This is a genomic window from Pseudomonas marginalis, from assembly GCF_024169655.1.
Lineage (GTDB): Bacteria > Pseudomonadota > Gammaproteobacteria > Pseudomonadales > Pseudomonadaceae > Aquipseudomonas > Aquipseudomonas paraveronii.
On the sequence record NZ_JALJWV010000001.1, the window covers coordinates 792555 to 816744 of the forward strand.

At 60.7% G+C, this 24190-nt stretch carries 24 protein-coding genes, 5 tRNA genes and 1 pseudogene; 19 read left to right on the forward strand and 11 right to left on the reverse strand.

The window, feature by feature from the left end; translation table 11 throughout:
• Positions 1–3 precede the first annotated feature (3 nt).
• The 5 genes from clpB to J2Y83_RS03505 all read left to right on the forward strand — a co-directional run bounded on the left by clpB (position 4) and on the right by J2Y83_RS03505 (position 3286).
• Positions 4–2568, forward strand: coding sequence for an ATP-dependent chaperone ClpB (gene clpB, locus J2Y83_RS03485; protein ID WP_253393349.1), 2565 nt, complete (start codon positions 4–6; stop codon positions 2566–2568).
• 304 nt (positions 2569–2872) lie between these two features.
• Positions 2873–2948 (forward strand) — tRNA-Asn (locus tag J2Y83_RS03490).
• A gap of 10 nt (positions 2949–2958) precedes the next feature.
• Positions 2959–3035 (forward strand) — tRNA-Pro (locus tag J2Y83_RS03495).
• 5 nt (positions 3036–3040) lie between these two features.
• Positions 3041–3116 (forward strand) — tRNA-Lys (locus tag J2Y83_RS03500).
• 93 nt (positions 3117–3209) lie between these two features.
• Positions 3210–3286 (forward strand) — tRNA-Pro (locus J2Y83_RS03505).
• Between the two features lie 171 nt (positions 3287–3457).
• On the opposite strand, the gene J2Y83_RS03510 is transcribed toward J2Y83_RS03505, so the two are convergent.
• The 4 genes from J2Y83_RS03510 to J2Y83_RS03525 form a co-directional block, all read right to left on the reverse strand.
• Positions 3458–4756 (reverse strand): NAD(P)/FAD-dependent oxidoreductase, encoded by a 1299-nt coding sequence (locus J2Y83_RS03510; protein ID WP_253393350.1) that lies wholly within the window; start codon positions 4754–4756, stop codon positions 3458–3460.
• A 60-nt stretch (positions 4757–4816) separates the two neighbouring features.
• Positions 4817–4990, reverse strand: a complete 174-nt coding sequence (locus tag J2Y83_RS03515; RefSeq protein ID WP_247396670.1) for a DUF3094 family protein — start codon at positions 4988–4990, stop codon at positions 4817–4819.
• 90 nt (positions 4991–5080) lie between these two features.
• Positions 5081–5710: a DUF1780 domain-containing protein gene (locus J2Y83_RS03520; RefSeq protein ID WP_017845475.1), complete on the reverse strand. Its 630-nt coding sequence runs from the start codon at positions 5708–5710 to the stop codon at positions 5081–5083.
• A 163-nt stretch (positions 5711–5873) separates the two neighbouring features.
• Positions 5874–6776, reverse strand: a complete 903-nt coding sequence (locus tag J2Y83_RS03525) for a GntR family transcriptional regulator (protein WP_253393351.1) — start codon at positions 6774–6776, stop codon at positions 5874–5876.
• A 169-nt stretch (positions 6777–6945) separates the two neighbouring features.
• Between J2Y83_RS03525 and J2Y83_RS03530 the strand changes: the two genes are divergently transcribed.
• From J2Y83_RS03530 to J2Y83_RS03545, 4 genes are all read left to right on the forward strand, one after another.
• A complete protein-coding gene (locus J2Y83_RS03530) occupies positions 6946–7695 on the forward strand; it encodes a hydroxypyruvate isomerase family protein (RefSeq protein ID WP_253393352.1) in 750 nt (249 codons plus the stop codon).
• Positions 7696–7948: 253 nt separating this feature from the next.
• Entirely contained in the window at positions 7949–8416 is a 468-nt protein-coding gene (locus tag J2Y83_RS03535; RefSeq protein ID WP_253393353.1) for an FAD/FMN-containing dehydrogenase, read from the forward strand.
• Positions 8413–9102 (forward strand): energy-coupling factor ABC transporter permease, encoded by a 690-nt coding sequence (locus tag J2Y83_RS03540; protein WP_253393354.1) that lies wholly within the window; start codon positions 8413–8415, stop codon positions 9100–9102. Before J2Y83_RS03535 ends, J2Y83_RS03540 begins: the two co-directional genes overlap by 4 nt.
• 76 nt (positions 9103–9178) lie before the next feature.
• Positions 9179–9394: a hypothetical protein gene (locus J2Y83_RS03545; RefSeq protein ID WP_247396658.1), complete on the forward strand. Its 216-nt coding sequence runs from the start codon at positions 9179–9181 to the stop codon at positions 9392–9394.
• On the opposite strand, the gene yacG is transcribed toward J2Y83_RS03545, so the two are convergent.
• The 4 genes from yacG to J2Y83_RS03565 are packed head-to-tail and all read right to left on the reverse strand — an operon-like array spanning position 9391 to position 12279.
• Positions 9391–9591, reverse strand: coding sequence for a DNA gyrase inhibitor YacG (yacG, locus tag J2Y83_RS03550; protein ID WP_253393355.1), 201 nt, complete (start codon positions 9589–9591; stop codon positions 9391–9393). The genes J2Y83_RS03545 and yacG overlap by 4 nt on opposite strands.
• A complete protein-coding gene (coaE, locus tag J2Y83_RS03555; RefSeq protein ID WP_253393356.1) occupies positions 9588–10211 on the reverse strand; it encodes a dephospho-CoA kinase in 624 nt (207 codons plus the stop codon). The genes yacG and coaE overlap by 4 nt, the downstream gene beginning before the upstream one ends.
• Positions 10208–11074: a prepilin peptidase gene (locus tag J2Y83_RS03560; protein ID WP_253393357.1), complete on the reverse strand. Its 867-nt coding sequence runs from the start codon at positions 11072–11074 to the stop codon at positions 10208–10210. Before J2Y83_RS03560 ends, coaE begins: the two co-directional genes overlap by 4 nt.
• Entirely contained in the window at positions 11071–12279 is a 1209-nt protein-coding gene (locus tag J2Y83_RS03565; RefSeq protein WP_253393358.1) for a type II secretion system F family protein, read from the reverse strand. The genes J2Y83_RS03560 and J2Y83_RS03565 overlap by 4 nt, the downstream gene beginning before the upstream one ends.
• A gap of 201 nt (positions 12280–12480) precedes the next feature.
• Between J2Y83_RS03565 and J2Y83_RS03570 the strand changes: the two genes are divergently transcribed.
• From J2Y83_RS03570 to J2Y83_RS03585, 4 genes are all read left to right on the forward strand, one after another.
• Positions 12481–12894 (forward strand): pilin, encoded by a 414-nt coding sequence (locus J2Y83_RS03570; RefSeq protein WP_301295088.1) that lies wholly within the window; start codon positions 12481–12483, stop codon positions 12892–12894.
• Positions 12895–12929: 35 nt separating this feature from the next.
• Complete coding sequence (locus J2Y83_RS03575; protein WP_253393359.1) at positions 12930–14339, forward strand: O-antigen ligase family protein; 1410 nt, start codon at positions 12930–12932, stop codon at positions 14337–14339.
• Positions 14340–14378: 39 nt separating this feature from the next.
• Positions 14379–14454 (forward strand) — tRNA-Thr (locus tag J2Y83_RS03580).
• 133 nt (positions 14455–14587) lie between these two features.
• On the forward strand, positions 14588–14893 hold the full coding sequence (locus J2Y83_RS03585) for a DUF6388 family protein (RefSeq protein WP_253393360.1): 306 nt from the start codon (positions 14588–14590) through the stop codon (positions 14891–14893).
• Positions 14894–14936: 43 nt separating this feature from the next.
• Here J2Y83_RS03585 and nadC read toward each other — a convergent pair whose 3' ends face one another.
• Positions 14937–15785 (reverse strand): carboxylating nicotinate-nucleotide diphosphorylase, encoded by an 849-nt coding sequence (nadC, locus tag J2Y83_RS03590; protein WP_253393361.1) that lies wholly within the window; start codon positions 15783–15785, stop codon positions 14937–14939.
• Positions 15786–16029: 244 nt separating this feature from the next.
• Here nadC and J2Y83_RS03595 point away from each other — a divergent pair, with 244 nt between their 5' ends.
• The 6 genes and pseudogenes from J2Y83_RS03595 (at position 16030) to J2Y83_RS03615 (ending at position 22387) form a co-directional block, all read left to right on the forward strand.
• A complete protein-coding gene (locus J2Y83_RS03595) occupies positions 16030–18180 on the forward strand; it encodes a DUF1631 domain-containing protein (protein ID WP_253393362.1) in 2151 nt (716 codons plus the stop codon).
• Positions 18181–18241: 61 nt separating this feature from the next.
• Positions 18242–18805, forward strand: a complete 564-nt coding sequence (gene ampD, locus J2Y83_RS03600) for a 1,6-anhydro-N-acetylmuramyl-L-alanine amidase AmpD (RefSeq protein WP_253393363.1) — start codon at positions 18242–18244, stop codon at positions 18803–18805.
• Complete coding sequence (ampE, locus tag J2Y83_RS03605) at positions 18802–19638, forward strand: regulatory signaling modulator protein AmpE (protein ID WP_253393364.1); 837 nt, start codon at positions 18802–18804, stop codon at positions 19636–19638. Before ampD ends, ampE begins: the two co-directional genes overlap by 4 nt.
• 1138 nt (positions 19639–20776) lie before the next feature.
• Positions 20777–20974 (forward strand): annotated as a pseudogene (locus J2Y83_RS29760) (HAMP domain-containing protein); the annotation flags it as partial.
• 153 nt (positions 20975–21127) lie between these two features.
• Complete coding sequence (locus J2Y83_RS29765; RefSeq protein WP_425262669.1) at positions 21128–21832, forward strand: methyl-accepting chemotaxis protein; 705 nt, start codon at positions 21128–21130, stop codon at positions 21830–21832.
• 126 nt (positions 21833–21958) lie between these two features.
• Positions 21959–22387: a hypothetical protein gene (locus tag J2Y83_RS03615; RefSeq protein ID WP_253393366.1), complete on the forward strand. Its 429-nt coding sequence runs from the start codon at positions 21959–21961 to the stop codon at positions 22385–22387.
• On the opposite strand, the gene J2Y83_RS03620 is transcribed toward J2Y83_RS03615, so the two are convergent.
• Positions 22334–23110, reverse strand: a complete 777-nt coding sequence (locus J2Y83_RS03620) for a TatD family hydrolase (RefSeq protein ID WP_253393367.1) — start codon at positions 23108–23110, stop codon at positions 22334–22336. The genes J2Y83_RS03615 and J2Y83_RS03620 overlap by 54 nt on opposite strands.
• Positions 23111–23112: 2 nt before the next feature.
• Entirely contained in the window at positions 23113–24108 is a 996-nt protein-coding gene (gene cra, locus J2Y83_RS03625) for a catabolite repressor/activator (RefSeq protein ID WP_253393368.1), read from the reverse strand.
• Positions 24109–24190: the final 82 nt, after the last annotated feature.

Sequence of the window (24190 nt, forward strand, 5' to 3'; positions counted from 1 at the left end):
CTAATGCGTATTGATCGTTTAACCAGTAAATTGCAATTGGCCTTATCTGACTCCCAATCCCTGGCGGTCGGCCTCGACCACCCGGCCATTGAGCCTGCACACTTGATGCAGGCGCTCCTGGAACAGCAAGGTGGTTCTATCAAGCCCTTGCTGATGCAGGTGGGCTTCGACGTCAACAGCCTGCGCAAGGAGTTGAGCAAAGAGCTCGACCAACTGCCGAAAATCCAGAATCCTACCGGCGACGTGAATATGTCCCAGGATTTGGCGCGCCTGCTCAATCAAGCGGACCGTCTGGCCCAGCAGAAGGGCGACCAGTTCATCTCCAGCGAGCTGGTGCTGCTCGCCGCCATGGACGAAAACAGCAAGCTCGGCAAATTGTTGCTGGGCCAGGGCGTGAGCAAAAAAGCCCTGGAAAACGCCATCAACAACCTGCGTGGCGGCGAAGCGGTGAACGACCCCAACCACGAGGAGTCGCGCCAGGCCCTGGATAAATACACTGTCGACCTGACCAAGCGTGCCGAAGAAGGCAAGCTTGACCCGGTGATCGGCCGTGACGACGAAATTCGTCGCACCATCCAGGTTCTGCAGCGTCGCACCAAGAACAACCCCGTGCTGATCGGTGAGCCAGGCGTGGGTAAAACCGCGATCGCAGAGGGCTTGGCCCAGCGCATCATCAACGGTGAAGTACCGGACGGCCTGAAAGGCAAGCGTTTGCTGTCGCTGGACATGGGATCGCTGATCGCCGGCGCCAAATTCCGTGGCGAGTTCGAAGAGCGCCTCAAGTCCCTGCTTAACGAGCTGTCGAAGCAGGAAGGGCAGATCATTCTGTTTATCGACGAGCTGCACACCATGGTCGGCGCCGGTAAAGGCGAAGGCTCGATGGACGCTGGCAACATGCTCAAGCCTGCCTTGGCGCGGGGCGAGTTGCACTGTGTGGGTGCAACTACGCTCAACGAATACCGCCAGTACATCGAGAAGGATGCGGCCCTAGAGCGGCGTTTCCAGAAAGTGTTGGTGGAAGAGCCGAGCGAAGAAGACACCATCGCGATCCTGCGGGGCCTGAAAGAACGCTATGAGGTCCACCATAAGGTGGCGATCACTGACGGCGCGATCATTGCGGCGGCCAAATTGAGCCATCGCTATATCACCGACCGGCAACTGCCCGACAAAGCCATCGACCTGATCGACGAAGCGGCCAGCCGTATCCGTATGGAGATCGATTCCAAGCCGGAAGTGCTCGACCGTCTGGATCGGCGCCTGATTCAACTGAAAGTCGAATCCCAGGCACTGAAAAAAGAAGAGGACGAAGCGGCGAAAAAACGCCTGGAAAAACTCCAGGAAGAAATCCTTCGTCTGGAACGCGAGTATTCGGACCTCGAAGAAATCTGGAACGCGGAAAAAGCCGAAGTGCAGGGTTCGGCGCAGATCCAGCAAAAGATCGAGCAGTCGCGCCAGGAGCTGGAAGCCGCACGCCGTAAGGGCGACCTGAACCGCATGGCCGAGTTGCAGTACGGGGTGATCCCGGACCTGGAGCGCAGCCTGCAGATGGTCGACCAGCATGGTCACAGCGAGAACCAATTGCTGCGCAGCAAGGTGACCGAGGAAGAAATTGCCGAGGTCGTCTCGAAGTGGACCGGTATCCCTGTGTCGAAAATGCTCGAAGGTGAGCGCGACAAGCTGATGAAGATGGAAAGCCTGTTGCACCAGCGCGTGATCGGCCAGGAAGAGGCGGTGGTGGCAGTGTCCAACGCGGTGCGGCGTTCCCGTGCCGGGTTGTCCGATCCGAATCGTCCGAGTGGCTCGTTCATGTTCCTCGGCCCGACCGGTGTGGGTAAGACCGAGCTGTGCAAGGCCTTGGCCGAGTTCCTCTTCGATACCGAAGAGGCCATGGTACGGATCGATATGTCCGAGTTCATGGAGAAACATTCCGTGGCTCGCCTGATCGGGGCGCCACCGGGCTACGTAGGCTACGAGGAAGGCGGTTACCTGACCGAAGCGGTACGGCGCAAGCCTTACTCGGTGATCCTGCTGGATGAGGTCGAGAAGGCCCACCCGGATGTGTTCAACATCTTGCTGCAGGTGCTGGAAGACGGCCGGTTGACGGACAGCCACGGGCGTACTGTGGATTTCCGCAACACGGTGATCGTGATGACCTCCAACCTGGGGTCGGTGCAGATCCAGGAACTGGTGGGCGATCGTGAAGCGCAGCGCGCCGCGGTGATGGATGCGCTGACCACGCACTTCCGCCCGGAATTCATCAACCGGGTCGATGAAGTGGTGATCTTCGAGCCGTTGGCACGGGATCAGATTGCGGGTATCACCGAGATCCAGTTGGGCCGCCTGCGCAGCCGTCTGGCCGAGCGCGAGCTGTCGCTGGAGCTGAGCCGCGAGGCGTTGGACAAGCTGATCGCAGTCGGTTACGACCCGGTGTATGGCGCACGGCCATTGAAGCGTGCGATTCAGCGCTGGATCGAAAACCCGCTGGCCCAGTTGATTCTGTCGGGCAGCTTTATGCCAGGCACCAGCGTCAAGGCCACGGTGGAGAACGACGAAATCGTCTTCCACTGAGTCCAGTCAGTAGGGCTATAAAGTGAAGGCCTCGCATTGCGAGGCCTTTTTTTTCGATAGGGCGTTGAACTGTAAGGCAAAGGCTTGTAAAGTGCGCCCCGCAGCAACGTCAGCCCACGGGTTTCTTCTCCCCAAGAAGAAATCAGAAAGAAGCGCAAATCATTGTCTTAAAAGCAATTTAAGGGGTTGACAGGGGTTTTTAAGATTGTAGAATAGCGCGCCTCAGAGACGCTAACGTAGCGATACGGAAGGGTCGAAGAGAAGGTTACATCGCAGTAAAAGTTGTACATTTGAAATGTGTAGTTCCGTGATAGCTCAGTCGGTAGAGCAAATGACTGTTAATCATTGGGTCCCAGGTTCGAGTCCTGGTCACGGAGCCAATTTCAAAACCGGGGTATAGCGCAGTCCGGTAGCGCGCCTGCTTTGGGAGCAGGATGTCAGGAGTTCGAATCCCCTTACCCCGACCATTTTTGGGTCGTTAGCTCAGTTGGTAGAGCAGTTGGCTTTTAACCAATTGGTCGTAGGTTCGAATCCCACACGACCCACCATTTTTGAAACCAGTTAACGCTGGAATCAGATCTTAAGATCAGCGGCCAAAAGCTCTGATCGAAGAAGGCGGCTGAGAGGTCGCCTTTTTTTACCGGGGTATAGCGCAGTCCGGTAGCGCGCCTGCTTTGGGAGCAGGATGTCAGGAGTTCGAATCCCCTTACCCCGACCATATTAAAAATCCTCGTATCGAAAGATACGGGGATTTTTTTTGTGCCCAAAACGTGAGAGCACTGAAAATAAAATGTGGGAGGGGACTTGCCCCCGATAGCGGTGGGTCAGTCAAAGATGCTCCAACTGCTCCGCTTTCGGGAGCAAGCCCCCTCCCACATGGACTGCGTGTTTAGTGAAGTTTGAGCCGCGGCTCAGTTCCGCGCCCAATCCTGCTGCCCAGCATCAGCATCGCCGTGCGGAAGACGCCATACAGCGCCATTTGGTGCATGCGGTACAGCGACACATAGAACATCCGCGCCAGCCAGCCCTCCAGCATCACGCTGCCTGTCAGGTTGCCCATCAAGTTACCCACCGCCGAGAAACGCGACAGCGAGATCAGCGAGCCATAGTCGGTGTACTTGTACGACGGCAGGTCCTTGCCGTCGATCCGCAGCTTCAACGATTTGGCCAGCAATGAAGCCTGCTGGTGCGCAGCCTGGGCCCGTGGCGGTACGTTGCGGTCGGTGCCGGGTTGCGGGCAGGCGGCGCAGTCACCGAAGGCGAAGATGTTTTCATCGCGGGTGGTTTGCAGCGTCGGCAGCACCTGCAGTTGATTGATGCGGTTGGTTTCCAGACCGTCGATGTCCTTGAGGAAGCCTGGTGCGCGGATGCCGGCGGCCCACACTTTCAGGCTGGCCGGGATCACTTGGCCGCTGCTGGTGATCAATGCGTCGGCCGTCACTTCGCTGACCGCGGAGTTGGTCAGCACCGTCACGCCGAGCTTCTCGAGGGTTTTATGCACAGGCCCGCCGATCCGCTCCGGCAGGGCAGGCAAGACCCGTGGGCCGGCTTCGATCAGGGTGATGTGCATGTTTTCCGGTTTGATCCGGTCCAGGCCATAGGCCGCCAGTTCATGGGCGGCGTTATGCAGTTCGGCCGCCAGCTCAACCCCGGTGGCGCCGGCACCGACGATGGCGACGCTGATTTTTTCCACCGCGTCGGTTTGCCCGGCATGGGCGCGCAGATAGTGATTGAGCAGTTGCTGATGGAAGCGCTCCGCCTGTTTGCGCGTGTCGAGGAACAGGCAGTGTTGTGCCGCGCCTTCGGTGCCGAAATCGTTGGTGGTACTGCCGACTGCGATCACCAGGCTGTCGTAGTCGAGCACGCGTGCAGGCACTAGCTCGCGGCCTTCTTCGTCGAGGGTCGCGGCCAGTTGGATTTTCTTCTGTTCCCGGTCGAGCCCGCTCATGCGCCCCAGTTGGAACTCGAAGTGGTTCCATTTCGCCTGGGCGACATAATTGAGTTCGTCTTCCGAAGAGTTCAGCGAACCGGCGGCCACTTCGTGTAGCAGCGGTTTCCAGATATGGGTCAGGTTGGTGTCCACCAGCGTGATGCTGGCGCTGCCGCGCTTGCCCAGAGTGTTACCCAGGCGGGTAGCCAACTCCAGGCCGCCGGCACCGCCGCCGACGACAATAATACGATGGGTCATGGGGATATCTCGCAAGGCTAAAAAAAATCGGAGCAGTTACCCCCGCGAGCGCCAGGCAGCTCATAGCGTCAGGTAACTCAAAAGGCGGCTCAGCAGGCCGAGCCCGATCACCACCACCAGCACCAGGCCAAGGAGCAGCCACGGCCGGAAAGGCTTGCGCTCGACTCGGTTCTGGGAGAGTTGCAGGTACTCTTCGACATGCTGTTGGTCGTCGGGGTTCAGGCGGCTGGTCATATAAGGCCTCGTCAGGTAGACGTTGCAAAAGGGCGCCACATTACAGTCAGGCGGTTGGCGATATCGCCATAAGCGTAGCCTGTGCCCGAGTCATAGGCTGATGCCTACGTCGAACACGATGCTGCGCCCCAGATTGTTGCGCAAGAAATCCGGCGCGTCCGGGTGGGCGAACAGCACCCGGGCAAACGTCGGCCCCACCAGCGACAGCGAGCGCCAGCCCTGGCGCAGGTATTCAGTGGGCGGCGGGAAATGACTGTTGAGGTCCAACACCTCGCGTTTAAGGCTGGCGAAGGCGACGATATCCAGTTCGCCCAAGTCCATCCCGCGTTCCTTGTAGTTGTGCGCTTTTTTGCGCAGGGTCGGCGCCAGGCGCAGCAGGAATTCATGGGCCGGAATCCGTCGTGGCTTGGCTTCGCGCCTGACCAGTTGGCTGAGGGAGAACGCACTGCGTCGGCGCAGCAATTCGTCGCGCCATTCATCGTTCAGGCGGCGTCCCTCGTCCAGCACGAAAAACACCTCGAAACTGGCGTCACGAAACAGCACGTCCGGCGGTTCTTGCCCGGCGGCATGAAACTCTTCGGCGCGGTACGGCACGTTCAGGCCTTGCAGCAGGCGCTGGCAGACCCAGCGCTCACGCTCCCATTTGCGGGCATTGGACAGGAACGCATTGGCTTGTTCGGCTGCTACGGTGAGCAGGCGCAAATAATCTGAGTCATCCATGCGTGCAGCTTAGCGCCCAAATGTGATCTTAAAAACAAACTCTATCGCGAAAGGAGAAAGTCTACTGGTCGCCATTTTGTATCCTGTTGTCATGGGAAACAATCATGCTAAGCTGATGCACGAATTTCAGAGCGCGCGCTCCTATCAACGTCAGCGGTGTTCTCTAGATCCCATCATTGTTTGGCAGGATGCCCTGATGAGTTTTGAGTCGGCCCACTTCGTCCAGGTGCCTCCAGAGAAATTGCGCGGCTTCTTCGCGGCGGCCGGACTCGATGAGGTCGAGCAGATGGATGTGTTCCTGACATTGCGTCACAAGGCGACTGCGATCGATATTCGCTTTGTAGCCCATGAAGCGCCGGAGCTGGTTCTGCTGGCGCAGGGCATCAATGAAAAAGACATTCCCCGAGCACTGCACGATCAGTTCGTGAAACTGGGCGCCGATCTGGAACAGTTGGGCACGGGACAGCGTGTTGATCCCCCCATCAATCAGGGCCTGTTGCTGCTGCCTGGCGCTGGCAAACGCGGCTTGGTTTACCTGATAGCCGGGTTCGAGCAGGGCGGCCGGCTCGATAGCCATGCGAAAGCGGTAGCTCTGGATGTGAGCCTTCGTGTTATGCACGAAGTCTTTGAGCTCCCATCCTTGCCCCGGTTTGCGCTCCACCATGGCTTCGCCAGCCAGTCTGTTCAACACCTTGAGCAATTGCCCTCGGGGCACTTCGTAACGCCGCAACAGCTGCGCTTCGAAAAAGTGGCTAGGTATTTCGCCAGCCAAAATGTCGTCGACTACGCGAAGATAAAAGTCTTCGAAAGGGTCGCTGGCGAGAGGGAATGCGGATGCCTGGATCTCCCCGGCGTCTTGTTTCAGAAAGTAGCCGCGATTGGGCTCTTGGGTCGCAAGATTCCACTCGGCAAGCAAGGCAAACACTCGTCGGATAGGCGAGCGCGAAACACCCAGCGCTTGCGCGAACGTCTGCTCGCGCAAGGGCTCACCGGCCCGCATCGACCGGGCGCGAACCATGTCGATGACCTGCGGCGCCAACTGCAAGGCAAGGTCTTTCTTGATCACAGGCTCTCTCTCGAATGGTCGGTGTCAGTCTGTTCCTATCGGGGCCGGCCCCCCAATCGAACTGGGGTGGGAAAATACCATACCAAGCAGCGCCGAGTGTCTGCGCCAAAGGCGCAGGCACGTGTTGAACAACCTTTTGAAGCTCCTTTCCAGGACGGATACCTGCCCTATGCTTAAATTCAACGCTCACCTTGGCTTTCAATTCAATGAATTGCCATTCCTGCAACGCATCGAAGCCGCCGCCGCTGCTGGTTTTCGCGCGGTTGAATTCCCGTCGCCTTATGCGTTCGACGCGAGCCTGCTTGCAGATCATTTGGCGCAACACAACCTGCCGTTGATTCAATTTGCTGCGCCGACCGGCGTGACCAAAGGCATCGCGGCGTTGCATGGCAAGGAAGATGATTTTCGCAGCGGCTTGCTCCAGGCCGCCAGCTATGCAAAGGCACTGGCGTGTTCGGACGTCCACATCATGTCGGGCGTTACCACTCAGGATGACGCGGCGCTCGTGTACGGCGGAAACCTGGAATACGCGGTGAAATACCTTGAAGACCAGGGTTTGCGTCCACTGATCGAAGTCATCTGCGTGCAGGAAATGCCGGGCTATTACATGTCCGACTTCAGCAAGGCGCAGCTAGTCCTGGAGACTTTCCCGAGTGTCGGGCTGATTCTTGATCTGTACCACGCCCAGCTCCTGACGGGAGACGCGGCTGATGTCCTGGCTCGTTTTTACGAACGAACCGTTCATGTGCAAATCGCCGACTGTCCGGGTCGTCACCAGCCGGGGACGGGGAGCATGGACGTCTGCGCCTTGTTCACTGCACTAGAGCAACGCGGTTATCAGGGATGGATCGGCTGTGAATACCGGCCTACCGGCCTCACGGTTGAAAGCCTGGATTGGATCAAGCGGTTCAGTGCTTAGTTAGCGATGCGTGGAAGACGCGACTAAAGGCGGCGAGTGTGTCCTCTTGCCGCCTGCGTTGTCGTTTTATCGGAATGCGCTGATCGAGTTTTCCACGCCAGATATCTCCGGGCGGGCAGATTTTTGGGCCGTCATCATTGAACATATAGTGACTGCTACCGTTTTCCCACATCCATTCAGGCCGTAGAAAGTCCCTGCGCTAAAGCCCGGTGTAGACTGTCGACTCGACTTTCTCCCAAGCATGAGGTGTGCAGTGAAGTTTTTCGCAGTGCTGTTGTTGAGCCTGTTGCCCGTGTGGGCCCAGGCGGTAGAAGTGGGTGAGCGTGTGGCACCCTGGACGCTGCTGGATCAGTTCGACCAGGCTTACACCCTGGATGACCAGGCACAGATCCTGTTGGTGGCCCGCGGCATGGATGCCGCCAAGCTGGTGGACGCGGCCCTGCAGGGCCAGCCCAAAGGCTATCTTGAAGCGCGGCATGGGGTGTTTGTCGCGGATATCCAGCGTATGCCTCGGCTGGTCGCCAAGCTGTTCGCGGTGCCGGCCATGCAGTCCTACAACTACCGAGTCATGCTGGACCGGGACGCACGCATCGCTCCGCGATATCCCGCGCCGGTGGATAAGGTGCTGTGGCTGCAATTGGATAACGGCAAACTGACAGCACGCCACGAGTACGGCTCTGCTGCTGAGCTGCGTGAGGCACTGGAGCAGGTGAAACCGTGATCAGTGCGGCGGTGCTGGCGCCGCAAACCCTCAGCATCGGCTGGCTGTTGTACGCGCCAGTGCTGCTATGGGCGATCCTGCGTTCGCCATGGGTCGAGCTGTTTGCTGACCGGCGGCGTCAGCACTTGCTGTTCGGTACGGTGTTTGCGTTATTCATGTTGTGGTTGGTGAGGCGCGACTTCGATACGGGGGTCTCCTACCACTTTATCGGTATGACGGCCGTGACCCTGCTGCTCGACTGGCCGCTGGCAATCGTCGGCGGTTTTGCCGCGCAACTGGGCTTGCTGTTACTGGGCCGCCAGGACCTGGCTGCGATGGGTATCAACGGTCTGCTGTTGATCGTGCTGCCGGTGCTGGTCACTGAAACCTGCGCGGTGTTTGTCGAGCGGGCACAACCGCGCAACCCTTTCGTCTACATCTTCTGTTCCGGTTTTTTCGCCGCCGCATTGTCGGCGTTGCTCTGCCTGTTGGCTGGGCTGGGGTTGCTGTGGTTCGACGGGCGTTTCGCGATGCCGGAATGGCTCGAGGATTTTGTCGGCTACCTGTGGCTGATCATCTTTCCCGAGGCCTTCATCAACGGCATGGTGATCAGCGCCCTGGTGGTGTTTTGCCCGGAATGGCTGGAGACATTCAACCGCACTCGCTACCTCTCGGCGCCCTGGAAAGATGACGATTCGCAGACTTGACCCAGATCAAATCGCGCCCAGCTTGGCTGGCCCATGCTTTGTGAAACTTTTCCTGAGCAAGGCGGGAGCGCGGATCATGAGTGTGTATGAATGGGCACGTCAGGAGTTGCACAGAAGCCAGGACGCGGCACAAGAAATCGGTTTTGACCCAGGCTTGACCTTGCGCGCGATGCTCAGCGCGGTGGTGCAGCAGAGCAAGGGTGTGCGCAGTTTCGAAGACCTGGCCGACGAGCTGCAATACCTTGCAGAGAACCTCGACGACCAGCAGGAATATGCCTTTATGCGGCCTTAATGGCGCGGTGGCAGTTCTTCGGAAAACAGCTCGTCTTCGGCGTCCTGAGTCACGGGGATCTTATGTTCCTCCGCGGCCCAGGCCCCCAGGTCGATGAGTTTGCAACGGTCCGAGCAGAACGGCCGGTTGAGGTTGGTCGCTTTCCATTCCACGGGTGCGCCGCAGGTTGGGCATTCGACGGTCAAGGGTTGGCTCATGATCGGCCTCCACGCAAAGTAAGGTAAAAGTGGTGCAGTCGCTCGACCTCGCTGTGCAACCAGGCGAGGTCGCGGTCATTGACCAGCACGTCATCGGCATGGCTCAGGCGGTCTTCGCGGCTGGACTGGGCCTTGAGTATCGCCTGCACCTGTTGTTCGCTGATGCCGTCGCGCTGCAGGGTACGCTGAATCTGCACGGATTGCGGCACGTCGATCACCAGGATGCGCTGGGTCATGCGGTACTGGCCGGATTCGATCAGCAGCGGCGACACCAGGATCGCGTAAGGCGAGCGCGCTCGCGCCAGGTGGTTGCGAATCTCCTCGCCAATCAACGGGTGCAGCAAGGCTTCCAGCCAGCGGCGCTCTTGCGGCACTTCAAAGATCAGCTTGCGCAATGCGGCGCGGTCCAACTGGCCGTCGGGCTGCAGCACGCCGGCACCGAAGTGTTCGACAATACTGGCGAGTGCCGGCCGGCCAGGCTCGACCACCCAGCGGGCGGCGTGATCGGCATCTACCAGGTCTACGCCGAGGTCGCTGAAGTGCTGGGCCGCAGCGCTTTTGCCGCTGCCGATGCCGCCCGTAAGGCCAAGAATCCAGGGTGTTGCAACAGGAGTGGTCATCTGAAACCGACAGACTGCAAATAGAAGTCGGTTATTTGACCACCCCAGAGCACGGCAATCCAGCCGGCAATTGCCAGATAGGGACCAAACGGCATCGGCGCGGAGGTCTGGGTCTTGCTCCGGCGCAGCAGGATCAGCCCGCCGCACACGCCCACCAGCGATGAGATCAGCAACGTCATCGGCAGGATTTGCCAGCCGCCCCAGGCGCCGAGCAGCGCCAACAACTTGAAGTCGCCGTAGCCCATGCCGTCCTTGCCGGTGGCCAGCTTGAACAGCCAGAACACCGTCCACAGGCTCATGTACCCGATCACCGCGCCCCACAGTGCGTCGGGCAGGGGCACCAGCAACCCGATACTGTTAAGCATCAGCCCCAGCCACAACAGCGGCAGGACCAGCACGTCGGGCAGCAGTTGGTGGTCCACGTCGATCAAGCTCATTGCCAGTAAGCCCCAGCTCAACAGCATCACCGCGCCGGCTTGCCAGCCAAAGCCGAAATGCCAGGCCACCACGGCCGAGATCACTGCGCACGCCAGTTCGGTAAAGGGATAACGCACGCTGATCGCTTCGCGGCAATGCGTACAACGGCCCCGGAGCATCAGGTAGCTGAGCAGCGGGATGTTTTCCCAGGGCCGAATCGGCTGATTGCAGTGTGGGCAGCAGGAATTGGGCTGCATCAGGTTGTATCTCGGCCCGACGGGATCGCCGGGCAAACCGAGCACCTCATGGGCCTGCGCGCGCCATTCGCGTTCGAGCATTTTCGGCAGGCGCCACACCAGCACGTTGAGGAAGCTGCCCACGATCAGGCCCAGCACCAGAGCCATGACGACAAAGGCCCACGGCTGCTGGCTCAGCAGCAGGTTCAAAATGCCGTACCGAGTTGGAAGACCGGCAGGTACAGGGCGATTACCAAGGCGCCGACAATCCCTCCGAGCACCACCATGATCAGCGGTTCCATCAGGCTGGTGAGGTGGTCGACCAGGTTGTCGACGTCAGACTCGTAGTGGCTCGCGACCTTTTCCAGCATGTGCTCCAGGGTGCCGGATTCTTCGCCAATCGCCGTCATCTGGATCGCCATGCCGGGAAACAGGCCGCTGGAGGCCATGGATCGGTTCAACGGCATGCCTGTGGATACATCGTGACGCATATGCTCGATAGCCTGTTTGAATAGCTGGTTGCCGGCAGCGGCGGCCACTGAGTCCAGGGCCTGCACCAACGGCACTCCGGCCGCGAACGTAGTCGAAAGCGTGCGGGCGTAGCGGGCGACTGCCGACTTTTTCAGCAGTGTGCCTGCCAGGGGCGCTTTCAACAAACCGGCATCCAGCCAATGGCGAAAACCGGGCGATGCGCGATAGGCCTGGCGCACCCCGAAACCTCCCGCACCGAGGCTGAGCGCCAGCATCCACCAGGCTTGTTGCAGGAACTCGGACAAGGCAATCACATGCAGGGTAAAACCGGGCAGCTTGCTGTCGACTCCGGCGAACAGGTTCTGGAACTGCGGCACCACATGGATCAGCAAGAGACTGCTGACAAGGCTGGCGACGGCGATGACGGCGATGGGGTAGGTCATGGCTTTCTTGATCCTGGCCTTGAGCCGTTCGCTCTTTTCCAGGTGAACCGCCACTCGCTCCAACAGGGTTTCCAGGGCACCGGCCTGCTCACCCGCGGCCACCAGGTTGCAGTACAAGTCATTGAAGTAACGCGGCTGTTTGCGCAATGCCGACGCCAGGTTATTGCCGGCGCCGATCTCCTGTTTCAAGCCATTTACCAGCTTGCACATGTGGCGGTTGTCGAAGCCTTCGCTGATGACGTCGAAGGCTTGCAGTAACGGAATGCCGGCCTTCAGCAGCGTCGCCAACTGGCGGGTGAACAGGGCAATATCCGCCGGTTTGATCGGTGGAGTGAGGCTCGGCAGGCCGCGAGATTGCTTGCGCACGCAGCCTGGGCAAATCCCTTGCTGACGCAGTTGTGCCTTGATCAGCGCGAGGTCGTGGCCGATGGCTTGCCCGCTCACCCTGCGTCCCTGGCGGTTGATGCCTTCCCAGGCGTATGTCGTGGAAGCGTTGTTCATGTCTCTGTTCCGCACACAGGTTGTCGAATCTTTATAGCGTAGTCAGGTGACGGATTCGGACTGCTCGGCGTTCAACGATAAAATGTCAGATTGTGCGTCTTGTACGCGATTGGCCGCTCGCGGGTGAGTACACTGGCGCGGCTGCACAATACGGGGCGCAGGACGCGCCTTGTCATGGGTTTTATTCTGGAGAGCAATGTGATGCGTCAGAAAGGTTTTACTTTGATCGAGTTGTTGATCGTCGTGGCAATCATCGGCATTTTGGCCACCATTGGCTTGCCCATGTACACCACGCACCAGGCCAAGGCCAAGTTCACGGCGGGGCTGGCTGAAATCACGGCGTTGAAAGCCGGCTATGAGGATGTATTCAACCAAGGCACGCCGCCTACCGTGCCATTGATCGGTGGCACCAGCCCGACGGCCAACTGCAAAATCGATGTGACTGGGGATGTCGCCACCGGCGCCGGTTCCATCGGTTGCGAAATACTCGACGCCCCGGCACCGGTACTGGGCAAGACCATCACCCTGACGCGCAGCGCCACCACCGGCTGGAAATGCACCACGACGGCAGAGGCCAAGTACGCCGCCAAAGGGTGTGGCGCCGACGGGGCATGACTGCCAAACCCTCCACACGGACGTAAAGGTGGCTGATGTCGTTATCCCCGCAGCAGCGCGACACTATTTTCCTGGTGATTGCGGCGTGCTTGCTCACGCTGGGTATCTGCGCACCGTTCAGCGGGCATGATTGGCAGCGCGCGATGCAGGTGGCCATGGGCCTGTGCGCGGTGGTGTATGGGCTGACGGTCGTTCCCGTCGAGCGTCTGGTGGACCGGCCGACGGCGCTGGGCCTGGCGCTGATCGTTGTGCTGGGCCTGGTGTCATCGGCACTGGCCCATCAGCCGCTCTGGGCCTTCACCGAGGTTGCGCTGTTCATCAGTTGTGGGGCGATCGCCGTCGCGGTTGCCCTGCTGCGCCGGCACGCGGGTGAGCCTTTGGACCGCGTGCTGATCCTGATTGTGCTGCTGCTGTGCCTGATCAAGTCGATCCAATACCTGTACGCAGGCGCGCTCGCCTTCACCAGTGGCGCGCGGGTTGTTGATCCGGATGCGCTGCTGTCCGGGTTTTCCAACAAGCGTTTCTACGGTCAATTCCAGACCTTCACCCTGCCGTTGCTGGCGCTGCCCTTGCTGATGCCCAAGGTCTCCCGCTCGGTGCGCGGCGCTGCGTTTGCGTTGCTGTGTATCTGGTGGTTGATTGCGATCAGCGGCGGTACTCGTGGTACCTGGCTCGGCATGGCGGTGGCGGGTGTGGCGTTGGCACTGCTCGGGCCCTGGGGGCGACGCTGGTTGGCGTGGCAATTGGCCGCGGTGTGCGGCGGCTTGTTGCTGTATGGGACGTTTTTCACGTTGTTGGCGGGCGTGCTGGGCGTTGAGGTCGGGAGTGGCGTCAGCGATCGCCTCACCACTTCGCTGTCGGGGCGTGGCCCGATCTGGTTGCAGGCCTGGCACATGATCGTCGAGCGTCCGTGGCTGGGGTTTGGGCCGATGCACTTCGCGGATATCGCCAACCCGATCGCCGCGCATCCGCACCAGGCGATCCTGCAATGGGCCAGCGAGTGGGGTGTCCCATCGGCCCTGTGCGTGGCTGTTTTGGCGTGGCGCGGCGGCTGGGCCACCCTCGGCGTACTGCGGGCGCGTGCCTGTTCCACAGAGCGTGCGGACGTGCTGCGTGGGTGCCTGTTCGCGGCGTTGCTCGGTGCGCTCACGCAAGCGATGGTCGACGGCGTCATCGTGATGCCCAACTCGCAGGTCTGGTTGGCGCTGGTGGTGGGCTGGTTGATGGCACTGCACGTGTGGCGCGCCGCACCTGGCGCGTCGCTGCCATGGGCCTGGCGAGGGTGGCGAGTGGCGGGTGTGCTGTCCGTTGGGTTGCTGGTGTGGGTCGTGATGCGTGATGCGCCGCACATCGAGCAAGCCCAGCAAGATTATCTTGAGGACGGCAACCAGCACCTGCAGCCGCGCTTCTGGGCTCAAGGGGTGATTGCCCTGCGACGTCAGTGAGTTGCCGGACGCCCGATGCGGTGCTAGCTTTAGCCCACCGCCCGTGTAGCTCAGCCGGTAGAGCAGCGCACTCGTAACGCGAAGGTCGCAGGTTCGATTCCTGTCTCGGGCACCAAGGCAACACCGTTTTCAGATGATCCCAGAATGGTTCTGAAGGCCAGGCGAGTCGGCATTCGTGCCCGCTCTTTTGTATCTGCGCAACCTTGATGACCCAGATGCATCCCCATTCCTAGATCTAAGAGAACAACATGACCACGACTGAAATGACCCAAGAAGTTCGGCACCAAGCAGCCCTCGACAAATACCTCGGGGAATCGTCGCAACTTAAAGAAGAGATCAAGGACCTGAGCGCTGACGATCAGCGCGACCAGATTCAGTGGGCATTTGAGGACGAGGCCGAGAGTCAGGGCCTTCAGCCATGGGAGCTGACCCTCAAGTACACCTCGACCGCGGACGAGTTCGAAGCCGCACGGCTGGTCTTGCACAAAGAGGCGGCTGAAGTGCTCGGCGTCGAATGGGAAGAGTATTGCGAGATGAATAACCTGGTGGTCTGAACGGCTGTTGCGGGAGCCGGCAACCCGGCTCCTGCAACGAGCTTCAGAGGCTGAGGCGCATCGACAAGTCCACCGCCTTCACATCCTTGGTCATCGCGCCGATGGAGATGTAGTCCACCCCGGTTTCAGCGATGGGCAGCAGGGTTTTTTCGTTGATCCCGCCGCTGGCTTCCAGCTTGGCCTTGCCGCCGTTCAGGCGCACGGCTTCACGCATGTCGTCCAGGCTCAGTTCGTCGAGCATGATGATATCGGCGCCCGCCGCCAACGCTTCGCGTAATTCGTCCAGGCTTTCCACTTCGACTTCCACCGGCTTGCCCGGGGCGATCTTGTGCGCGGCCGAAATCGCCTGGGCAATGCCACCACAGGCGGCGATATGGTTTTCCTTGATCAGGAACGCGTCATACAAACCGATGCGATGGTTGTGGCAACCGCCGCAGGTCACGGCGTATTTCTGCGCCAGGCGCAGGCCCGGTAGTGTCTTGCGTGTGTCCAGCAGCTTGACCTGAGTGCTCGCGACGAAATCCGCCAGGTACTGGGCGCGCGTGGCCACGCCGGAGAGCATCTGCAGAAAGTTCAGTGCGCTGCGTTCGCCGCTGAGCAGCGAACGTGCCGGGCCTTCGAGGTGAAACAGTGCCTGGTTGGGGCTGACGCGTTCACCGTCGGCCACCTGCCAATGCACTGCGACTTGTGGGTCCAGTTGGCGGAACACCGCGTCCACCCAGGCCGTGCCGGCGATCACAGCCGCATCGCGGGTAATGATCGTGGCCTTGGCCAGCCGTTCGGCCGGGATCAATTGCGCGGTGATGTCGCCGCTGCCGATGTCTTCCAGCAGTGCGCGGCGCACGTTGGCTTCGATTTCGGCGGTGAGGTCGGCAAGACGGAGATTCGGCATAACAGGCTCCACAAACAAAGTGCGGCGATTATAGGGGCAGTGTGCGTTTGAACCCAGTGGCCTGCTCATTTACATCGTTATGACAGAGTTCACTGGCGCAACTCCCCTCATTTGCAAGATAATCTCGCGCCTTGCAATTGGCGTCATAGCTTTGACGTCCTGGTGAACACCGGGTATACGCAGTGCCCAGAGGGGCCTGTCGCCGATCTTTGCCCAACCCACACCGCGGTTTCAGGAGGCCAGGATGCACAATGATGGAAAGGTGGTGCCGATCAATAAGGCACAGACCGCGCCATCGCCGCTCGCGCGGCTGCCGGTGGTGTTGCTGCAGGTTCGCGACAAGGCTGCGCAGCAACTGCAACAAGGTCTGCAGGAGCTGTTCGATAACGCTGACGACAGCCTGTTCGAAATGGCCGACAAGGCTCGTAACAACGTCGACCATCCTATTTTCTTTGAAGCCATGCGCGACCTGCGGCTCAAGCGCAAGAATTTCGAACGCGTGTTCATGGAGCAGCTCTTCAAGGCCTTCGCTAACCTGGGCGTGGCGCGGTGCAGTGAGCTGCAGATGGTGCCGGTGGTGTCCTACGAGGCGGTCTCGGGCACTTCACGTGATGATCTGGAAAAAAAACTGGCGCTGGACGCCATGCTCGGGCGGGTACGGCAACGCGACGGCCTGGCCCTGGAGCAACTGACTGCTCGTCTGAGTGCCTTGCTGGGCAGGTACATGGATGACCGTGAGAACCCCCTGGGCCCGGCGCGGTTGTGCGAATTCTTTCTGCGCGCGGGACGCAGCCTGGGCGTGGAGATTCGCGTCAAACTGATCATGCTCAAACTTTTTGAGAAATACGTGCTCAGCGACGCCGACCACCTGTACGCAGACGCCAATCAGTTGCTGGTCGCTACGGGCGTACTGCCTGAACTCAAGGTGGTGCCGGCCCGCCGCCCCGGTGGGCGCGTGGCGCGCGAGCATCAGCGTTCAGAGCGCTTGCCGGCGGCGGATCAACCGGTCGATGAAAACGGCCAGCACGCCTTTGCCGAACTGCGGGAACTGCTGGCGGCTGTGCGGGGCAGCGTAGCGCCCACCCTGGAAGCCAGCGCCGAGCTCCAGCCCATCGCCACCCGCGACCTACTGCGCCTGCTGTCCCATTTGCAGCAATACGTGCCGGAGCCGGGCGTCGAGGATGACTTCGATCTGCGCAACCAACTGAAGCAACTGCTGACGCGTGTCAGCGTCAAGAGCGGCAAATCCAGAATCGTGGAAGCGTGCGACGAAGACGTGATCAATCTGGTCGCGCTGTTGTTCGAATTTATCCTCCATGACCACGCCGTCCCGCACGCCTTCAAGGCCTTGATCGCCCGCCTGCAGATCCCGATGCTGAAATTGGCGGTGCTGGACAAGAGCCTTTTCAGCCGCGCCAGCCATCCGGCGCGGCGGCTGCTCAACGAAATCGGCAGCGCCGCCATCGGTTGGAGCCCGGCTGAGGATTATTCGCGTGACGGCGTGTACCTGCGCATCGAGCAGGTGGTGCAGCGTCTGCTGAATGACTTTGCCGAAGATCCGGCGATTTTTTCCGAACTGCTGTCGGAGTTCTCCGCGTTTACCGCTGACGAGCGCCGGCGCAGTGCGTTGCTCGAACAGCACACCCGCGACGCCGAGGCCGCACGCCTGCGTACCGACGCTGCCCGCCAGCGCGTGGCCGACGTGCTGAACCGGCGCTTGCTGGGCAAGGTCCTGCCACGGGCGGTGGTGCAGTTTGTGCAGCAGGCCTGGAGCCAGGTGCTGTTGCTGGCCAGTCTCAAGCACGGCGAGCAATCGGTGCAGTGGCAGACGGAGCTGCGCACCCTCGACGAGTTGATCTGGAGCGTGAGCCTGCGGGACGACACTGAGGCCGGACGGCATTTGCTGGCGCAGTTGCCGGGTTTGCTCAAGGCGTTGCGCAACGGTTTGACCGGCGCGGCGTTCGATCCCTTCAGCACCCGTGAGTTCTTTGTTCGGTTGCAGGCCCTGCATGTTCAGGCGTTCGCAGGTATCGAGACGTTGATCGAGGTGCGCGAGCCCTTCGTATTTGACCCAGGCTTGCCCGATGCTGCGCAAGACCTGGCGGCGGATGACCCGGACTTGCTCAAAGCGCGCCAATTGCGCATCGGCGTTTGGCTGGAGTTAGAGGAATCCCCGGAAACCATCCTGCGCTGCAAACTGAACACGATCATGGCGCCGGCCGATCGCTATGTTTTCGTCAACCGCAGCGGGCTCAAGGTGCTTGAGCACAGCGCCGGCCAACTGGCCCTGGCGTTCAAGCGTGGCGCGCTGCGTATCCTGGACGATGCCCCGCTGTTCGAGCGTGCGCTGGCGACGGTGACGGGTAACCTGAGTCAATTCAATCGCGGCAAGTGATCGCAACCACAGGGCCGAACGCGGCATACTGGCCACAATTGGTCACACTCAAGGAACCTGTATGCAGTTGGACCCCGTCAGCGGTTGGTGCCAGGGTGTTCGTCATTGCCCTTCGCCCAACTTCAACGAGCGACCCGCAGGCGAAGTTTCGCTGTTGGTGGTGCATAACATCAGCCTGCCGCCGGCGCAGTTCGCCACCGGCAAGGTGCAGGAATTTTTCCAGAATCGCCTGGATGTCACGGAACATCCTTACTATGAAGGGATTGTTGACCTACGCGTGTCAGCGCATTTTCTGATTGAGCGCGACGGAGCGGTGACGCAGTTTGTGTCCTGCCTCGACCGCGCCTGGCACGCCGGGGTTTCCAGCTTCGAGGGGCGCGAAACGTGCAATGACTTTTCCCTGGGGATCGAACTGGAAGGCACGGATGACCTGCCATTTACCGATGCCCAATATGCGTCACTGATCGACCTGACACGTCAGTTGCTGGCGACTTACCCGGGCATCACCCGTCAGCGCATTTGTGGTCACAGCGATATCGCCCCGGGGCGCAAGACCGATCCCGGGCCCGCTTTTGATTGGGTGCGCTTTCGCAGCGCCCTGCAGGATGGAGAACACGCACAATGAGTTTCCTGGTATTGGTGCTGGCGGTCTGGATCGAGAAGTTCTCGGCCTTGCGCCAAAAATTGCAGCGCGACGGCGGATGGCTGCGCGAACTGGCGAGATTGGAATCGAGCCCGCGCCTCGGCAAACAGCCCTGGTTGATTCTGGCGCTGCTGGTGTTGCTGCCGGTGGCCGTGCTGGCTTTGTTGCTGCTGGTGCTGGAACCCGTGGCATACGGCCTGTTGGCGCTGCCGGTACACCTGCTGGTGCTGATCTACAGCCTGGGGCGCGGTGATCTGCTGGCGGGGCTCGGCCCATTCCGCGATGCCTGGCGGCGCGGCGACCTGCAAGCCGCCGAGCATGTGGCCGAGCGTGACCTGAAGGTCGGTGCCGACAGTGGCGAGCAATTGCTGGCGCGTGTTCAGGGGCATCTCTTGTGGCAAGCCTTCCAGAGCTTTTTTGCGGTGATTTTCTGGTATTTCCTGTTGGGCCCGGTCGCGGCCTTGGCCTATCGCCTGCTGGCGTTGGCCAGTGAACACAGCCAGAACCCTCTGGTGGTCGAGCGTGCCGGGCAACTGCGGCATGCCTTTGACTGGTTGCCGGTGCGCTTGCTGGCGGCCAGTTTTGCCTTGGTGGGCAACTTTGTCGCGGTCAGCCGTGTGATGCTCCACGAGTTGTTGAGCTGGGACATCAGTGCCGCGCAACTGGTGGAAAAAGTCGGCTTGGTGGCCGCTGAAATCCCGCCACCGGTGGTGGGTGCCGACGGCATCAACAGCCTGGATCGCCTGTGGGAACTGCTGCTGCGCGCGGCGGTGCTGTGGTATGCCGGTTTCGCCATCTGGACCGTGTTGCCCTAGCGCTCACGGTCAATCCCTGTGGGAGCAAGCCTGCTCCCACAGCTCGTTAACTTTACGTTACAAAACTCCCTTTCGATTTGAGCTATACAAGCAGAGCGCCAAATAGTGGCTATCTGCCGCCGCCCTGCGCCTCAAATAAAAATAATAGGAAGGGAGTTCACCTGTGAAGAGCTTGCTCTATCCCGCCGTCGCGCTGATGAACCGCCTGAGCTTCGGCATGAAGTTCAGTTTGATCAGCGTGTTGTTCCTGCTGCCGATGCTGGCGACCAACTATTTCCTGGTGCGCGACTCCTGGCGTGAGTTCCAGGGCACTCGCATCGAACTGCAAAGCCTGGATTTGCTCGGCAGCAGCCTGGCCTTGCGCCGTGACCTGGAAACCCTCAACAACCAGGTGCAGATCAACGCGACCCTCGGCCAAGCCGGCAAGGCGGGCGATCTGGAAAGCAGCATCAATACCCTGGAACACAGCGTGCTGGCGCGCCTGCAAGACCTGCGCGCGATGGCCACCGACCCCGAACAAGTCGCCGCGTTCGACGCCAAGCGCGACGAGCTGGTCGCCGCCTTCAAGGCCCAGCAACAGGAGTCGTCGCTGCTGAGCAAAAGTGCGCTGATCGGCAAGTTGCTGAACAAGGCGCAGATGCTCAGCCAGATCATCGCCAGCCAATCCGGCTTGAGCCGCGACCCGCAGAGCGATCTACGCCAGCTCAGCGAGCTGATCACCAGCGTCACCCCGCAGGTCACTCAGACCTTGGGCGAAGGGCGCGCAATGGGCGCGTACTCCCTCGGCCAGGGTTTTCTCAACTCGTCCTCCAGCACGCGTTTCGACGAGCTGTTGCAGCAGTTGGAAAAACTCCAGGCCGAATACGGCTTGAAGCTGCAGGACGCCCTGGGTTCCAGCAAACCTGCCCACGCGGCGCTCGACAGCCTGGCCAAGGCCAGCAACGCGAGCCTCAAACAAGGCAGTGAACTGTTTGAAGAGCAGGTGGTGATGGCCGAGACCCTCGACGCACCGTGGCAGCGCTTCTACGAAGACGTGAGTCAGTTGATGGCCCAGACCTACCAGCTCAATGAGGCCACCCTGGGTTTTCTCGGACAGCAGTTGGAACAACGGCTGACGCAAAACCGCACGCACATGCTGATGCTGGTGTCGGCCCTGGCGGCGGTGTTTTTGCTGATTTTTTATCTGTACGCCGGTTTCTATGCCTCGACGCGCACGACGTTGCGGCGCCTGGGGGCGATGATGGACAAGGTGGCGGCGGGCGATATGACGGTCACGTTTGTCGCCCAAAGCCGCGACGAGTTGGGCGACCTGGGCCAAGTGTTCAATGGCACCGTGGCCAAGATCCACGACCTGATCGAGCGCGTCGGGCACACTGTCAGCCAGGTCGAATTGCAGGCCGGCCAGGTCGAGGCAGTCTCGGCCCGAAGCAACCAGGCGGTATCCGGGCAGCGCAGCCAGATCGAACAGGTGGCGACGGCCATGAACCAGATGTCCTCCACCGCCCAGGAAGTCGCACGCAGCGCGGCGGCGGCGGTCAGCAGCGCCCATAGCGTCAACGATGAAACCGTCAGCGGCCGTGGCCTGGTACAGTCCCAGCAAGGCAGCATTGCGCGGTTGGCGTCGGAGATCGACGAGTCGGTACGCGTGATCAATCAACTGGCCACCGACAGCCAATCCATCAGCAGTGTGCTGGAAGTGATCAAGAGCATCGCCGAGCAAACCAACCTGCTGGCGCTCAACGCTGCGATCGAAGCAGCCCGCGCCGGGGAGCAGGGCCGGGGGTTTGCGGTGGTGGCCGATGAAGTGCGCACGTTGGCCCGGCGCACCCAGCACTCCACCGAAGAGATCGAGCAGATGATCAGTCGACTGCACAGCGGTGTGGGCGCGGCGGTCAAGGCCATGGGCACCAGCCATGCCATGGCTGAAGGCACGGTGGGCCAGTCGGAAAAGGTCCAGCAGGCCCTGGAAAATATTCTCGGCGCCGTCGGCATGATCGTGGATCAGAACCAGCAGATTGCCGCCGCCGTGGAGCAGCAAACCGCTGTCGCCCACGATATCGACCGCAACATCGTCGAAATCAACCGCGCCGGCGAACATGCGGCCGACGGCGCGCACCAGACCGAAGCGGCCAGCCGGCAGTTGTCGCAGCAGGTGATCGAGCTGAAGCAACTGATCGGCGCGTTTCGGGTGTAGGGCTGATTAGTAGGATTTTTCCTCTATTGTCGTAGCGTTTGTCTTTATTTTGCGACGTATCTTTTCTCGCGGCGTGAATGGGTGAAAATTTGTTTCATCTGGTCACAGTCCCAAGGAGGCACGGCGATGATCGCTGCATTCGGTATCAGAGGGCACTGCGCCCGATGCGACATGACGTTTGAACTCAAGCCTTGGCAGTTGAACGCGATTGCCATCGACGAACCGTTCGAGTGCGCGTATTGCCAGTCGGGCCTGCAGTTGCGGTGTCGCAAACAGCAGCGTCAATTTCGCGCCCTGGACCAGTGGGCGCTGGTGCGCCCGAGCATGATCATCCTGACCTGCGCGACCTTGCTGGTGGCACTGGTGGCAGAGTGGGTGGGTTTGCTCAGTATGATCGAGCAGCTCAACCTTTCGCTGGTGGCGGTGCTGATCCATTTCCTGGTGTTGCGCTATGCCCGCCATCGGCAACGCATGACCCTGGACCTGCAGGCCGTCAGCCCGCTACCAATTGAACAGCTCGCACGCGTTGCGTGTACTCGCCTGCGCCAGCGATAACGGGCTCAGGCCCATGTGCTCGGCCAGCGCGGCGCAGATCTCGGGCAGGTGTTCCGGGCTGTTGCGCTGGCCGGGGTGCATGACGGGCGCCATGTCCGGCGCATCGGTTTCCAGCACCACGGCCTCCAGAGGCAATTGCGCGAGTACTTTGTGCATGCGCAGCGCTTGCGGCCAGGTAGCGGCGCCACCCAGGCCCAACTTGAAACCCAGCTTGATGTACTCACGCGCTTCTTCGCGGCTGCCGGCGAAGGCATGGATGATGCCGCCCCGTGGCAGGCGGATGCGCTTGAGGGTGGCGATCACGGCGGCATGGCTGCGGCGCACATGCAGCAGGGCCGGCAGTTGGAAATCCACGGCCAGCTTGAGTTGGGCTTCGAACAGTTGCTGCTGGCGTTCGCGGTCGAGGTGTTCGAGGAAGTAATCCAGGCCGATCTCGCCCACCGCGCACAATTGCCGGTGGCCCCGCAGGCGGGTCAGCCAGTCGCCCAGGGCCGTCAGGTCGGCGGGGCGATGCTCGTCGAGGTACACCGGGTGCAGGCCGAAAGCTGCGAACAAGCCTTCATCGTCTTGCACCAGATCCCACAGCCGTTGCCAATTTTGCTGATACACCCCCAACACCACCATGCGCTGCACGCCGAGTTGGCGGCTGTGCGCGAGGACTTGCCGGCGATCATTGTCGAAGTCCGGGAAGTCCAGGTGGGTGTGGGTGTCGATCAGCTCCACGCTCACACCTCGTGAATACGCTGCTTGAAGGTTCGGCCGATGGCGTTTACGCCGGGTTGATACTGCTGTTCTTCAATTGCGGCGAGGGCCAGGCGCAGCGCGGTGTCGGCGATCAGTTGATGTTGCTGGGCCATCGCATTGACCGGCAGCGGCAGGAAATCCAGCAACTGGGTATCGCCGAACGTGCCCAGGCGCAGCGGCCGCGACTTGAGCGGGAAGTCGTGCAGTGCGTCGAACACGCCTTGCAGCAGCACGTAGGACGTGGTCACCAGTGCGTCAGGCAAATGCCCCAGGCGCTGCAGCAATTGCTCCATCAGTTGCCGGCCGCAGTCGCGGCTGAACGCTTCGCCGTGTTCAACGATCACTTCACCGCCAAACCCTTGCAGCGCTTCACGGAAACCGGCGGCGCGCGCTTGGCTGATGCTCAGCTCGGGCCGCGCACCGATCAGCGCGATCTGCTTGGGCAACGGTTGCAGCAGGCTGCTGGTCAGTTGCTGGCAGGCCTGGCGGTCGTCGCTGACCACCGAGCAGAATTGCGCGGGGTCCATCTCGCGGTCGATGGCGATGACCGGCAAACCCTTGGCTTGCAGCTCGCGATAACTGTCATCGCTGGCCGGCAGGCAACTGGCAACGAACAGCGCGTCGCAGCGTCGGGCGCGGAACAGTTGCAGCAACTGGCGCTCGCTATTGGCGTCGTCGTCGGAGCTGGCGATCAGCAATTGATAGCCGCGCGCGCGCGCGCCCTGTTCCAACAACTTGGCAATCCGTGCGTAACTGGGGTTTTCCAGGTCCGGCAGGATGAAACCCAAGGTGCGCGTATGCCGACTGCGCAGCCCGGCAGCCTGAGGGTTGGGGGTGAAGCCATGGGCTTGGACCACCGCACGCACACGCTCGACGGTTGCGCTGCTGATGCGTTGCTGTTCGGCTTTGCCATTGATGACATAGCTGGCGGTGGTCACGGACACACCGGCGAGACGGGCGATATCACTGAGTTTCAAACCGGGATTTCCTTGTTTTTTAGAGCTTGCCCCGACAGTTTGTCCAATCGTAACCGATTACTGCAGACGACCAATGTCTCAG